This window comes from Flavobacterium caseinilyticum (genome assembly GCF_004349085.1).
Taxonomy (GTDB): Bacteria; Bacteroidota; Bacteroidia; order Flavobacteriales; family Flavobacteriaceae; genus Flavobacterium; species Flavobacterium caseinilyticum.
Genome location: NZ_SMFM01000006.1, coordinates 1 through 14612, shown reverse-complemented (window position 1 = coordinate 14612; position 14612 = coordinate 1). Strand labels below are relative to the sequence as shown.

11 protein-coding genes are annotated in these 14612 nt (G+C 34.0%); 4 read left to right on the top strand and 7 right to left on the bottom strand.

Annotated features, from left to right (window positions below):
- Positions 1-250 precede the first annotated feature (250 nt).
- From E0F89_RS12215 to E0F89_RS12180, 7 genes are all read right to left on the bottom strand, one after another.
- A complete protein-coding gene (locus E0F89_RS12215; RefSeq protein ID WP_131910066.1) occupies positions 251-754 on the bottom strand; it encodes an endonuclease V in 504 nt (167 codons plus the stop codon).
- Entirely contained in the window at positions 745-1212 is a 468-nt protein-coding gene (locus E0F89_RS12210; protein ID WP_131910065.1) for a hypothetical protein, read from the bottom strand. The genes E0F89_RS12215 and E0F89_RS12210 overlap by 10 nt, the downstream gene beginning before the upstream one ends.
- Before the next feature lie 167 nt (positions 1213-1379).
- The gene (locus E0F89_RS12205) at positions 1380-2186 is read right to left on the bottom strand and encodes a hypothetical protein (RefSeq protein ID WP_131910064.1); all 807 of its coding nucleotides are present in this window, start codon (positions 2184-2186) and stop codon (positions 1380-1382) included.
- A gap of 73 nt (positions 2187-2259) precedes the next feature.
- Complete coding sequence (locus E0F89_RS12200; protein WP_165930026.1) at positions 2260-3825, bottom strand: IS1182 family transposase; 1566 nt, start codon at positions 3823-3825, stop codon at positions 2260-2262.
- 220 nt (positions 3826-4045) lie between these two features.
- Positions 4046-4399 carry a hypothetical protein gene (locus E0F89_RS12195; protein WP_165930025.1) on the bottom strand — a complete coding sequence of 118 codons (354 nt, stop codon included), beginning with the start codon at positions 4397-4399 and terminating at the stop codon, positions 4046-4048.
- Between the two features lie 241 nt (positions 4400-4640).
- Positions 4641-5156 carry a hypothetical protein gene (locus E0F89_RS12190; RefSeq protein ID WP_131910062.1) on the bottom strand — a complete coding sequence of 172 codons (516 nt, stop codon included), beginning with the start codon at positions 5154-5156 and terminating at the stop codon, positions 4641-4643.
- A gap of 429 nt (positions 5157-5585) precedes the next feature.
- Positions 5586-5828 carry a helix-turn-helix domain-containing protein gene (locus E0F89_RS12180; protein ID WP_131910061.1) on the bottom strand — a complete coding sequence of 81 codons (243 nt, stop codon included), beginning with the start codon at positions 5826-5828 and terminating at the stop codon, positions 5586-5588.
- A gap of 886 nt (positions 5829-6714) precedes the next feature.
- On the opposite strand from E0F89_RS12180, the gene E0F89_RS12175 reads away from it, so the two are divergent.
- The 4 genes from E0F89_RS12175 to E0F89_RS17140 all read left to right on the top strand — a co-directional run bounded on the left by E0F89_RS12175 (position 6715) and on the right by E0F89_RS17140 (position 14519).
- A complete protein-coding gene (locus E0F89_RS12175) occupies positions 6715-9708 on the top strand; it encodes a SusC/RagA family TonB-linked outer membrane protein (protein ID WP_131910060.1) in 2994 nt (997 codons plus the stop codon).
- Positions 9709-9726: 18 nt separating this feature from the next.
- On the top strand, positions 9727-11136 hold the full coding sequence (locus tag E0F89_RS12170; protein WP_131910059.1) for a RagB/SusD family nutrient uptake outer membrane protein: 1410 nt from the start codon (positions 9727-9729) through the stop codon (positions 11134-11136).
- A 4-nt stretch (positions 11137-11140) separates the two neighbouring features.
- On the top strand, positions 11141-13723 hold the full coding sequence (locus tag E0F89_RS12165; protein WP_165930024.1) for a S9 family peptidase: 2583 nt from the start codon (positions 11141-11143) through the stop codon (positions 13721-13723).
- 631 nt (positions 13724-14354) lie between these two features.
- Positions 14355-14519 carry a hypothetical protein gene (locus E0F89_RS17140; protein ID WP_165930014.1) on the top strand — a complete coding sequence of 55 codons (165 nt, stop codon included), beginning with the start codon at positions 14355-14357 and terminating at the stop codon, positions 14517-14519.
- The last annotated feature ends 93 nt before the right edge of the window (positions 14520-14612 follow it).

The following is a 14612-nucleotide window of genomic DNA, read 5'->3' as shown; positions in this document are numbered from 1 at the left end:
GTAGCCAAAACACAATTTCTTTTTAAAACTGATTTTATGGGTAAGGGAACGTGTGTTCATAAGTGACCGAAAATACGAAACTAAACCCAAAATCCTTCTCAAAAAAAAAGAGGACACTAAATCCTCTTGAAATTCTCCTTTAAAACTTTACGATAACTCCATAGTTCCTGCCAGTGAACGGTTCCGTTCAACCGGAGTTTCATTGTTCGTGCTGCGCACGCAACGAATCTCTAGCTGTTAGCCATAGTTTTTATGCTTCTTTTGTTAATCGGTCAAGTTCTTTAAGTAAAGTTGGAATTCTATACTCTCCATCCATACTTTCTATTTTCTGTAAAGCATCTTCAGTTTCAATTCCGATGGCTGTTATAAATAAAGGTTTTTTGCTTTCACCTCTAAATAAAGTCTTTTTGTGTTTTTCGATTGTGGCAAAATTAGTTTTTGCAACACCAATGATTGGAATTTCTTTATTTAGTTTTTCATACAAATATCCGCCTAAACCGAATTTCTTGTCATCATCTAAATAAACAAATCCATCAACAATAATGGTATCAACTTTTTTTAGATCAATTTGATTTAATAAACTAATAATGCAAGGTAGCTCTCTTTTATAAAACTCTCCCGGAATATACTCTTCAACATTATCTGTTATTTCAGTGTAAATTTTGAAGATTTTATTTTCATTCCATTCTGCAAATTCAAGACAAACTGTTTTTGCCTTGTTATCATAATAATAAGTATCAAAGGCTAATAACACAGTTTTCTTTTTATTTTAGTTATAGTTAAATTTCCATTATCATATAGTAAATACGTTATGATGTAGTTTTCATAACCATAATTAGTTACAATATGAACTTTAAAAGAATAATTTACAATATCCAAAATACGAACATAATGCAGAAAAGAATTTTCTTCATTGAGTATAAATTTTTCATCGTCATTAATATTTGAAATATCATCTATAACCTTTCTTGTAGTTTTTGATATTTTTATTTCATTCTCTATAAAATAATTTATAAAACTTTTCAAATAACTATTAAAGTCGTAATTTTCAATAATATATTCTTTTTTAATTAAATCATTTTTAAAAGAAAATTGATAATTTGATTTAGTACTACCAATTGATGAAGTATTTTCTAGTTTACTTTCCCATAAATTTTCATCTGTCAATTCTCTAAAAAGTAATGTTCTATTATTTTTGGTTATTATTTCCATAAATTATTTTTTAGATTTCGAATTTTGTAAAATTATGGCTAACGTTTCTGGCGCTTTGAGATGGTGGGGATTTCGTAAACGAGTATTTTCTGTTTAATAAAAACGTGATGCGATACGGCAATTCCACTAAAACCCCACTATATCAAAACGCCTGTTAGCTGTTGTTTTTATTCATTGTTCCGTTCGATTACAAAATCTTCATCAACCATCATTTCTATTGTAATTCCTTTTGAATCATAATCAAAACCTTCTTGAAAGTCAAACGTAACATTGTATTTTTCAAATAAAGTATTTAATTTATCTTCAAACCTTCTTATGTTGGTATAGTTTTTTTTGATACCGTTTATACCTTGTCTACCGTTAGAAACCGATATATGTAAATTAGAAATATCAGATTTAATAAATTCAGAATAGTACAAAACATTCAAATTTTCACTAATTGCTATTTCCTTAATATCTTCAATATAAGCAGATTTTATTTTTGTAGCTATATAGCAATTTATATGAATAAATTTCGAAACAGAACTATATTTATTTCTTGTGCTGTAATATATTTTAATGTTTTTATTTGGATTGTATTCATTTTCTAAGTTTTCGTTAACCTTTTTCAATCTTATTAAATTCTCGTTCTTAGAATGTTTAATCTCACTTCTTTGGAAAACTAACCAATTTTTATTTAAATAAGATTCAATTTTATTTAACACAAAGAAATCATAATCGTATAATGCATAATTTACCATCGAAATTTTCAAATTATTACCTTGTCTAAAAATGCAAATCTCGCAATCATTGTATTTGTCGTGTATTTCTTTTATACGTTTAATCACTTTTTTAGGATTAAAAGTGTAAACAGTTGCAGTAAGACTTGCAGGTCTATCATCAAAACCGCTTAAAGCTTCTTCGAATTTAAAAAAGTTTATATGAAAAATGGATTCTGGTAAATAATACGACCAATAAACTCCTAATAATATCATTACTATTCTCTCTTTTTTTAAAATAACAGCTAACGTCAGTTCGTCTAAAAACCTTTACACGAACTTTATTTGTTTAATCAGTTAGTAAATATATGTGATTTAAACTACAATTAAAATTCTTTTGTTTAAAAGTCGCTTTACGATTAGTAAAACAAAACAGTCCATAAAAATCTTCAAAAATCGCTCTTAGAGTCCCAAAATACAACGCCAATACTTTTAGATATTGTTTTAGTAGATTTTGATCAATTAGGTTGAAAATTCGACGTAGATTATAAGCAGAGAAAATCAAACCTACATCGGCTGAGGCATGTTTGATGGTTTTCTTGGTCATGATATAATAAAAATCCCACTGTCTCTTTATGACTCCATACGGATGTTCTACGATAGCTTGACGTTTACGGTAGATTTCATAATTGTTGTCGATTCTAACTTTGTTTTCATAAATCAAATGGGCGTACTGGGATCTTTCAATGAGTCTGCCTTTGGCATTTTTGGTGCATTTTTTATACAGTTCACAAGTCAAACACGCAGTAGTTTTGTAATGCTTCATCTGGGTTATTGATTTGCCGTTCTTTTTGGCGTACCAATTTCCATTGGTCGTTAGGGTTTCATTGGCAGGGCAAGTATAGGAATCGGTGGTTATGTTGTATTTAAAATGCTCTACATCAAAAGCCAAATCAGGTGCGTGAGCAGAAACTCCTGGAATAGCGACCAAAACATCAATTCCAAGGCGATTTGCATAATCAAACTCACTTCCCGTATGATAGCCTTTGTCGTAAATGGCGGTAAAATTATTGTGTCCCAAAATGTTTTTGGCTCGGCGTAACATTCCTCCCATGGCTTTGGAATCGTTTTCATTCGTCACCTTGAAATCAATGGGAATGTTGTGCAAAGCATCCACGGTAGTTTGTATCGTATAGGCCACTTCCGAGATGTTGTTACGAGTCATGATTTGGCGACTATCGGGATCTGAAGTCGAGATTTGGGTAACGCCAGTGGAATCAATTGTATTTTGATACCCAATGTATTTTTGTTTCTGAATCGTATGTTTTTTAATCTTCTTTGCAATAATTTGTTTTTCCAGAACATCACCATCTTCTTTAGCTAAAGCCGAGTTGTACTCTTCTAGTTTGGCATCGATGTAAGCAATGTGTCGCTCAATTTTATTGGGATTGAAATTGTTTTTCTTAGAGTTTTGTGCTCTGAGTTTGGTACTGTCACCAGCAACCAAAGAACCACCAATGAGTTCAAAATGGGAGGCTAGTTTTACCGTTGCACGAAACACGCGAGCAATGGCTTTAGGATTGTTTTTACGGAAATTAGCAATGGTATTGTGGTCCGGAACCAAACCTTTCAACAGCCACATGAGTTCAATGTTACGACTGCATTCTTTCTCCAAAGTTCTGGAGGAACGCATGCGATTAAGATAGCCGTAAATAAAGAGTTTGAGCAAATCCGAAGGATGATAAGCGGGTCTTCCGTTTTCGACAAAATCGAAAGTGAATCCAAAATCAGGGAGTTTAATACTGTCTACAAAAAGGTCAATGAGCCTGATTTCGTTGTCTTGCGCAATAGCATCATCTATCGATGAGGCAAAAAGCGGGAGTTGGTTTCTGTTGGTTCCGTTGATGAATTTCATACTTAAATGTACAAAAAGTCAATGAGTTGCGCAAACATTTTGAAAGATTTTTAGTACAAATAATTCGTAACGAAGAAAAGAGGTTATTAGACAGTTTGACGTCCGGTGGCTTGCCTCAGTGGCTTACCTGTCACCGAACAATCACAAATATAAACCAAACTTTGAGTTATCAGCGTATTTTCTAAAGAATCACTGATTAAGCCATTGAGGCAAACCGCTGTTATGCAATCGGCTTATTTATTAGTCTTTCATAATACTTTTCTCCAATCACATAACATGATAAAAGTAAAAGAATTATTAAACAAAAGGGGAGAGAAGGCCATATACTGAAAGGCTTGAAAAATGCTGCCAATAAAAAAATGGCTGATATGGATAACATAATCCAAGTAAACATTTTTCGGTTAACTATTGAAGACAATATATTTTGAATCAATACAATTTCAAAAAAGATAAGGATAACATAAGGAAGTATTCCTTCGGTAATTTGTCTGCTATTTTCTGCCACAAACTTTGTTTCTGCAAACTGAAGTAATTCTACAAAACTGAAATACAGCAAAGTTTGGATTAAACTCATTACAATTCCAAGTATAAAAATCCTTTTGATCATATTTTTTAATTTCCGAGTTGTTTTCCTACGATTCCCAAGCTGTTGTATAACGTCCCGCTACTAAAGCGGGTTTAGGACTAAATTAAGCCCATTACTCGGGTTTTCCAAATCCTCCCAAATACAAAACTAACTTTCCATTAAGCCAATAGCCTAAATCCGTTGTAGTGGCTGCTGGCAGTAGTGGTTTTCAGGCGATTGATACAGGATGCTACCAATCTGGTTTTGTTATATTGACATTTTTTGGAATAATTTCCTTAAAAAAATATGATTTTATTTCTGCATCTGTATAGGTTTTTGTCAAAATCATTGTGTCATTTTGAACAGACAGTATCTCATTTGTTAATTCTGCTGCGTTCATATTAGAATTATAAAACTGGACAATAAAATCTTTACCATTAAAATTATAAAACCCCATATGAGCTTTCTTAGCTTCGAGTGTCGGATCTTTTTTAAAATCTATCAAATAACTATCAAACCAAGCAATTCTTCCATTGGAATAAAATTTATAATAAAAGGGTTGAACAGAACCTTGACTTACATTTATTCTTTTATCCTTGATAAATTTATAAATAGAATTTGTATCAATAATTGAATACGCTTCATCGTTTGTATTTGCTTCAATTTTATATTTTGATTTACTATATCTATGAATGCCAAACTCATTTTGAGCTACACAGGAAACTAACAATAAACATATAAAGAAAAAAAATACTTTCATATTCATTTTTGTTTGATTTTGTCTTTTTGGCACCATTACTGCCAACTTGTATATATGCGCTATAAAGTAGCGCATATACATCTTATTTTGGGTGGATAGGCGCTACTTAGTAGCGTATAACATTCAAATATACATTTTAATTATTATCTTACAAATTATCAAATGGACTTTTTATTTGTTGAATACTTTTCGTATTTACATGAGCATAAATTTAAGTTGTTTTACTATTATTATGACCCGGTAATTCTTGTATATATGTTTGAACTGAGCTTAGTATATACAACCTTTTTGGTTAAATTACTGAAAGTTCATTTCGATAATTTATATTCAATAACTAACGTACAAAACCCTTTCTAAAATTCTTTACGGTTTTCCACATAGGCAATAAAAAAAGATGCCTAAGCATCTTTTTTCAGTGGTATTAAGATTAATTTGTTATTCTTTGTTTAAATCAATTCGATAATCAAGTAATTTTTTTGGATCGATCCCTAAACCCTTTGCCAACTCTAAAAAAGTAGTAAAAGCTAAGTTTCTATTTCCATTCTCAATTTCACTAATATTGCTCTTTGTCAAATTACTATTGGTTGCAACAAAATCTTGACTTAAGCCCAATTCTTTTCTAACACTCCTCAAGTGCGCTCCAAATTGAATCAATCTTTTGTCTTTTTTCTTACTCATTTTACAAAAGGACTAAAAATAATTTTTAAAAAAGTTATAAGAACTTATAACAAAATCATTTTATTTGTTATATTTGTCATAGAGTAACAATTAATAATAAATTGGTTACTTGATAAAATTTAATATTTTTGCGACACTTCAAAAACATTGAAGCATTCGCTTTGAATCTCGTACTAGAAAATTGGCCTTTTCAAATTACCACGAGATGATAAGTATGATGCTCACGTCTATAGGCGTGGGCTCACTTATTTGTGGTAAGGTATGGCCAATACCTCTAGTGCAGTAAGCTGAGTTCCATGCCTTTTTTATGCGCAAAAGTTACTCCCTTTTATTCTTAGCAAATCTTCTTTTTTCAGTTTCGCAGACCAATTAACGTATTGAATTAGTTAGTTTGGAAACGCACTGCCTGAGTTGGGCTGCAACTGGCAACGGCAGTGTACTTTCCTAAATAAACAATATAAATTCAAAAGCTTTTGCACCCAAAAAAAGAGTGCTCTCAAGATCTGTGGTAAAGCAATAGCGCAAATCGAAATAATAAATTAAAAGATAATAAACGAACAACGAAAAGATGAAATACTATAAAACTATAAAAGCTACTTTAATTCTAGCTTTCATTACACTGATAATTTGTTGGCTTTATGGCTGCAATGTTTTATATAAACAGCAATAACTAAGAAAAATAACTATTTATCTTCACATCACACAGCTTGCTTAGATGTGACAACACCTAATAATATACAGATAACGCCTATGACTTAAAAAATAAAAATCTATGCCTTACTTCTTTCAAGGCTAATCACAAAAAAAGGCCCTCTAACTCTTCTTGCCGGACGAATAGAGGACCAAAGCAAACTAAACCGAAGTCTCATTTAACCAATTCAAAAGTATGAAAAAAAAATCATTTTTGAAGTTTTGGACAACAACACAACTGTCCAAACTGTCCTGCATCCTTTTCCTGTGCTTCATAACAGGATTGAATGCGCAAACACGATCTATCAAAGGTAAAATTACCGATGATACCAACACAGTTCCTGGTGTAACCATAAAGGTTAAAAATAAGCCAACAACAGCATTTTCTGATGAAAATGGAAACTACACCATACTAGCAGCGGAGAATGATGTTTTGTTTTTTTCCTATCTAGGCTATAAAACAATTCAAATTGTAGTTGCAAATCAAGTAACTATCAATGTAAAATTGACTGAAGATGCAACTACTTTAGAGGAAATCGTTATAAATGCTGGATATTATTCTATTAAAGAAAAAGAGCAAACAGGAAGTATTGCAAGAATTACTGCAAAAGACATTGACAAGCAACCTGTCACAAACGTACTAGCAGCGATGCAAGGAAGATTGGCAGGTGTCAATATCATTCAAGATGGGGGAACTCCCGGCGGTGGTTTCCAAATTAAAATTAGAGGTCGCAACAGCATTCGACTAGATGGAAATGAACCATTATACATTATTGATGGAGTTCCCTATTCAAACGAGTCTATAGGAAGTACGAACACTTCAACGGGATTACCAAGCCAAGCTAGCCCGCTCAACAGTGTTAATCCCAATGATATAGAAAGCATTGAAGTATTAAAAGATGCCGATGCAACGGCAATTTATGGCTCAAGGGGAGCAAATGGTGTGGTATTAATTACTCGAAAAAAAGGAAAATCGGGTAAAACAAACATTTCAGTAACTGCCTCAACAGCCGTTGGTACAGCTACTAAATTTGTAGAACTGATGAATACGCAGCAGTATCTGTTGATGCGTAAACAAGCATTTATCAATGATGGAATTCCAATCTCGGATACCGATTATGATGTAAATGGAACTTGGGATCAAACTCGATATACCAATTGGCAAAAGGAATTATTAGGCGGTTCAGCAACAATCAATGACTTTAGAACCAGTATCTCTGGTGGTAGTGAAACAACGCAATTCTTGATTAGTGGGAACTACAGAACCGAAGGAACAGTCCTTCCGGGAGATTTCAGGTACATTAAAGGAGGGATTCTTAGCTCAATAAACCACACTTCTTTAGATAAGAAATTCAAAATCTCTTTTTCGGGAAATTACATGGCACAAGATAATCTACAAGCAGCGACAGATTTGACGTTAACAGCGCGTTATTTGGCACCAAACGCTCCCGCACTCTACGATTCAAATGGTAATTTAAACTGGGAAAATGATACCTTCGAAAATCCTTTGGCACCTCTAAAAAGTACCTACCGTGCGAACACCAATGACTTGGTGGCCAACAGCGTGTTGTCTTATGAACTACTTCCAGGTTTAGAAATAAAATCAAATTTTGGTTTTACCGATTTAAAAACCAAGGAAGTTAGAACGATACCATCCACCATTTACAATCCTGTTTATGAAGTTGGGAGTGACAATTCCTTACTGTACTTAAACCTTACCAGCAGACAATCATGGATTATAGAGCCACAACTAAGAGGTTTCAAAAATTTTGGAAACCACAAATTTGATGTGCTACTGGGGATGACAAGCCAACAGCAACGTACAGAACGCCTATTCCAATCGGGTATTGGTTTTGCAAACAACAATCTGATTAACAACTTAGCTTCTGCAATTACAAAAAACACAACCAATAGCGATACCTTTTTATACCGTTATCAAGCTTTTTTTGGTCGCATCAATTACAGTTACAACGAAAAATACTTTTTAAACTTTACAGGTCGTCGGGATGGATCCAGCCGATTTGGACCAGGCAAACAATATGCTAATTTTGGTGCTATTGGTGCTGCATGGATTTTTAGCAAAGAAAAATTCAATCCAGAAAATAGTAAAATGAGTTTTGGAAAACTCCGTTTTAGTTATGGAACTACGGGCAATGATCAAATTGGAGATTATCAGTTTTATGATACCTACGGTACAACTGGTGCAAATTATCAGGGCATAATTGGGTTACAACCTACACGACTTTATAATGCCGATTTTGGATGGGAAACCAATCGTAAACTAGAATTAGCTTTAGAAACTGGTTTTTTTAAAGACAGAATTTTTAGCACGCTAGCGTTGTATAGGAATCGTTCGTCGGATCAATTGGTGGGTATTCCTATGCCAGCTACAACAGGTTTCTTGTCATTGAATGCGAATCTTGATGCTACCGTTGAAAATTCAGGTTTTGAATTTTCCGTAAGAACCCTAAATATTGATTCAAACTCTTTTAAATGGTCAACGAACTTCAATGTGGCCGTTGCAAAAAATAAATTACTTTCTTTTCCGAATCTTTCAGGTTCCACTTTTGCAAATCGGTATGTGATTGGACAATCCATTGATATTGTAAAATTATACCAAAGCAAAGGTGTTAATCCACAAACAGGATTATACGATTTTGAAGATTTAAATGGGGATGGAAGCATAACAGCAGGCGACAAGCAAATTAGTAAGGACTTATCTCCTAAATATTTTGGAGGCATCCAAAACCAATTGGACTATAAAAATTGGCAATTGGATTTTTTATTGCAGTTCGTAAAAAGAGATAATTACGATTACATTTCAAATGTTCCGGGAGGTGGTCCAGTAAACCAAAGCAACACTATTGGCGATGCTTGGCAGCAAATTGGGGATCAAAGCAGTTCGCAACTGCACACTACGGGACTAAATGGTGCTGCGGTAAGCACCTATTATAGGTACATAGAAAGTGATGCTGTAATTACAGACGGCTCTTTTATCAGACTAAAAAATATATCACTTTCCTATGATATTCCGTTACAAGCGACCACTAATGTAAAATGTAAACTTTTTATTCAAGGTCAAAACCTACTGACATTTACATCTTACAAAGCAGGTGATCCCGAGTTTAAGTTCTCAGGATTCCTCCCTCCGCTAAAAGTGATCAGTGGCGGAATGACATTAAACTTTTAATCCTCAAAAAATAGTAATATGAAAAATTTACAATTTATAACGGTACAAACAAAGCCATTTCAGGTGTATCGCATTCTTTTGGTTTTGGCACTAATACTGTCTTCAAGTTCCTGTAGTGAATTTGTAGAGGTTCCATTACCGAATTCTCAGCTTACAGGAACTACAGTTTTTGAAAGTGAATTGACAGCAAATGCAGCAATGGCACAAATCTATGCACAACTTCGTGACGGCGGCATCCTATCTGGATTACCTACTGGTGCATCTGTTAGAATGGGATTGTACGCGGATGAATTACAAGATTATACCAACTCTACAATTTCGCTACCTATTTACAACAATGCGCTTACGGCTGACAATGCTACTGTGGCGTCACTTTGGACTTCAAGCTATAGTCAAATATATAACGCAAATTCGGTTATTCAAGGTATTGAAAATTCGACTGATTTACCTATTGCGGTTAAAAATAGAGTGTCGGGTGAAGCACTATTCGTTCGTGCTCTCGTGCATTTTTATCTGTTGCAAATTTATGGTAGCATCCCCTATATTACAGGAACCAATTATGAAATTAATAGAAAAGTTACGCGTAGTGCTGCTGATGAAGTCTATGCAGCAATCGCGAAGGATTTAGAAAGTGCTAGTACTAGATTGCCTGAAAATTATAGTTCTTCGGATCGTGCCAAACCCAATAAAATGGTGGCCAAAGCCATGCTGGCCAGAGTATATTTATACATGAATAAAAATACAGAAGCAGCAAATGAAGCAACTACTGTTATCAATAGTCCGCTTTATGCTTGGGAAACGGATTTAAACAAAATTTTTCTAAGAAATAGTAAAACTACTATTTGGCAATTAGCATCAGCAACAGCGGTACGAAACAGTAATGAAGGTACAACTTTTATTTTCGTATCAGGACCGCCACCAGTTTGTGCGCTTCGTACCGATTTTATGAATGCATTTGAAACAGGCGACCAACGCAAAGTGAATTGGACAAAGTCAGTTACCGCCGGACTAAATACTTGGAATCATCCCAATAAATACAAACTGCGCACCGCAACAACAAGTTCGCAGGAATATTCTATTGTGTTGCGCTTAGCAGAACAATATTTGATTAGAGCCGAGGCAAGAGCAAAACAAGGTGATTTAGCGGGTGCAAAAGAAGATTTAAATAAAATAAGAACGACCGCAGGATTACCAATAACTACATCATCTATCGCCACTGAAATTTTGTCTGAAATTCAAAAACAACGAAGATTTGAGTTTTTTACGGAACACGGCCATCGCTTTTTTGATTTAAAGCGCAGTGGAACAGCCGATGGAATACTATCTGTGTCAAAATCAGGTTGGAACAGTTCAGATATTTTGTGGCCTATTCCAGAGCTAGAATTGAATGCAAATCCAAATTTACAACCGCAAAACACAGGATATTAAAGTTATGAAGCTATTAAAAAACAATAGTACTATCACTTTCAGTTATTCTTGTAAAAAAACAATTTTGACAATTTGGATAGTAATATCCTGCTCTATTTACGGGCAGGGTAATTCCAAAAAGAATATTGCTGAAGCAGAGTATGAAAGGTGGGGCAAATTAGAAAACAGAGCTATTTCCCAGAAAGGAAACTGGATATCATTTGATATGCAGTACAGCAATGGTTCAGATACATTATTTGTAAAACATACGCAGAAAAAGATTGGATTTAGTTTTCCACTAGGAACACAAGGCAAATTTGGCGGTGAAATTGCATTTGGTGCCTTTCAAGGAGATAAAGTAATAGTAACCAACTTAGAAAGTAGTGAAAGTACTGTTATAGCGAATAGTGCTGCTTTTGAATTTGCCAACAGCGGAAAAATTATTGTGAGCTATTCCAATGATGGGGAATTAATAATAAGGAATATCAAAAATAAAGAAATCATCCAACTTCCAAATGTAACGGAATACCAATTGGATCAGCTTAATAATATCCTGACTTATCTAAGTAACCATAAAGGGAAAAGTAGTTTCGGAACAATAAATCTTAGGACAAACCAAAAAACAGAATATCACACAACGCAAAACAAATTATCTGGTCTGACATTAGCAGAATATGGAAAAGGTGTTTTTTGGCTTGAAGAGGGCATCAACGGGAAATACACAAAACTGAACTTCTACAAAACCCAAGATAAAAGTATTCAAACCTTTGAACCAAAATCATTCTTAAATTTTCCTGAAAAGCATGAAATTGTTACCACAAAATCTTTCAAAATTTCAAGTGATGGTAAAAGGGTGTTTTTTGGAATCGCGAACCTCAAAGAAGAGGCAACACCAAAAAAAGGCGATGTTGAGGTTTGGGATACAGAAGATTTATGGATTTACCCAAAAGCAAGTAGGGAAAATTTAGAAGGGTATTCCACTTTATCGGTTTGGTTTATTGAAGAAAAGCGCTGGAATACGATTACAAGTAAAGAACTTCCTTTTGTACAGCTTAACGGCAGTAAATCAGTTGCATTACTTTACAATCCAACTGCATATGCACCTCATTTTAAGCGCTATGGTGAGGTTGACTATTTCTTGTACAATCTGGCTGATGGTACCAAAAAGCTATTTTTAGAAAAGCAACCTGGTGAAAATTACTTATTGTCTTTTTCTCCAAATGGAGCGTACATATGCTATTTTAGAGATAAAAATTGGTGGCTGTACAATATAAAAACACAATCTACAGTGTCAATTGTGCCACCTACGGGTTCCGAATGGGTTTCAAATGATTTAAAGTACATAACAAGACCACATATTTTTGGAATAAAAGGATGGAGTGATAATGGAGAATACCTTTTGTTACAAGACGAATTTGATGTCTATCAATTTCACATCAAAACAAATAAACTAAAACGCATTACAAATGGACGAGAAAGCGGTACTTACTTCACTGTAGATGGTGCGAACATAAAGCAAATAGGAAATGATAATTACAATGGTTGGGCTCTCACTGAAATTAATGCGACTAATGATTTAATCGTTTCATCAAGAAATGCGACCACCAAAGTACAACAATTTGAATTAGTTTCTACACCCAACAATTTAACTCCAGTAGCAAACAATGATACAAAATCAGATGAATTGCGCAGAGCCAATAATGAAGTGTATGTCTATCGAGAACAATCGCATAATCAGTCTCCCAGAATTGTATCATTTAAAAACGGTGTAAATAAAGTTCTGTTTGAAAGCAATAATCATGATAAAAACTTTAATCAAGGAAAGGTAGAACTAATTTCATTTTCGAATTCAAAAGGAGACAAACTGCAAGGATTATTATATTATCCGGTAAATTATGAAGTAGGCAAAAAATATCCAATGATAATCAATGTGTACTCGCAAATCACGAACGCACTGTACGAATATTGCATTCCGACTTTATACAACGATACCGGTTTTAATGTAAAACATTTTGTGCAACAGAATTATTTTGTACTAATGCCTGATGTGAAATATTTTGAAGGAGAAACCGGAAATAGTGCACTGGATTGTGTTGTTGCTGCAAACAATGCCGTTGTAAAAACAGGAATGATTGACACAAAGCGTATTGGTTTGATAGGGCATTCTTTCGGAGGTTATGAAACAAATTACATCATTACAAAATCGAAAATTTTTGCAGCTGCAGTGTCGGGTGCAGCAATTTCAGACATGGTAAGTTGGTATTTTAGCAACTCAAAAAGTCTCAATATCCCAGAATTATGGAGAAGTGAATCGCAACAATGGAGAATAGGAAAATCTATTTTTGAGGACAAAGAGTTGTACCTAAAAAATTCACCAATACTTTATGCAGATAATGTAACTACACCGTTACTGTCTTGGGTGGGTAAAATGGAGACTAATTTACCCTACGAACAGAGTTTACTTTTTTATAATGCATTGAGGAGAGCCAAGAAAAAGAATGTTTTATTAGTATATCCAAAAGACCAGCATGTAATTGTAATCAAGGAGAATAAAATGGACCTTACAAAACGAATTACCGATTGGTTTGACCAATATTTAAAGGACTAAAAATAAATAAGTGCAGTTTGAAAAAACTGCACTTATTCGTTAATCGTAAATCCATTTATAATTTTAATAAAACGCCGACTTTGGAGGCGTTTTCCAGCCCCCTGCAAGGGCAAGTGGTTTTGAGCTGCGGAAAGTATTTCAAGCAGCTCAAAACACAACTTGCTATTTTCCTGCGAAAATATTATTGGATATGGTTTTAATGGAAAGGGCTTGAGGCCCTTTTTTTATTGTAATGGTTATAAAGTAATTTATTTTAAAGATATATCTAAATAAATCGGATCCTTCTCATACGGCAGTGTTATTGTTTAAGCAGGAGACTGCGGAGAGTTATATGATGCAATAATTGAGTTGTATCTTAAAATATTTTCTTTCAAGAAAAGGCTCAAGTATGCAGGGATGCAAGTAAGCAAGCATGAGGAAATACAGGCATTCAAGTATACAAGTATACAAGTATACAAGTATGCAAGCATGCAAGTATGTTGGACTGCAGGCTTGCAGGTATTCAGGTGTGCAAGCCTGCAGGTATTTGCCTATTTGCATAAGTGTTTTTAAAAGCATAAAATGTAAAAATGCTTTTATGGTTTTTCCGGAAACTTTGCGATTTTATTTCAGACAAACCTTGAAAAGATAATTGAGCCTCACAAAACCAATAAAAATATCTTTTCCAAAGAAAACAGAAAATCGGAAAAAAGAAAAAGAAAGCAATTTCAAAGGACGGGATGCAGACAGGACAAAAGGAAACGGAATAAGTCCCGAAGGGTGGTTTGTGAGGAACGAGCAAACCATTATGCCGTAGTCTTTTGGACAGGCTCATCCAGCACGTCCTACCTTGGTTTTCTTTTTATTATTTCTTTGGGTAAAATATAAAGTTCAACCCGTAGAAAGTCTG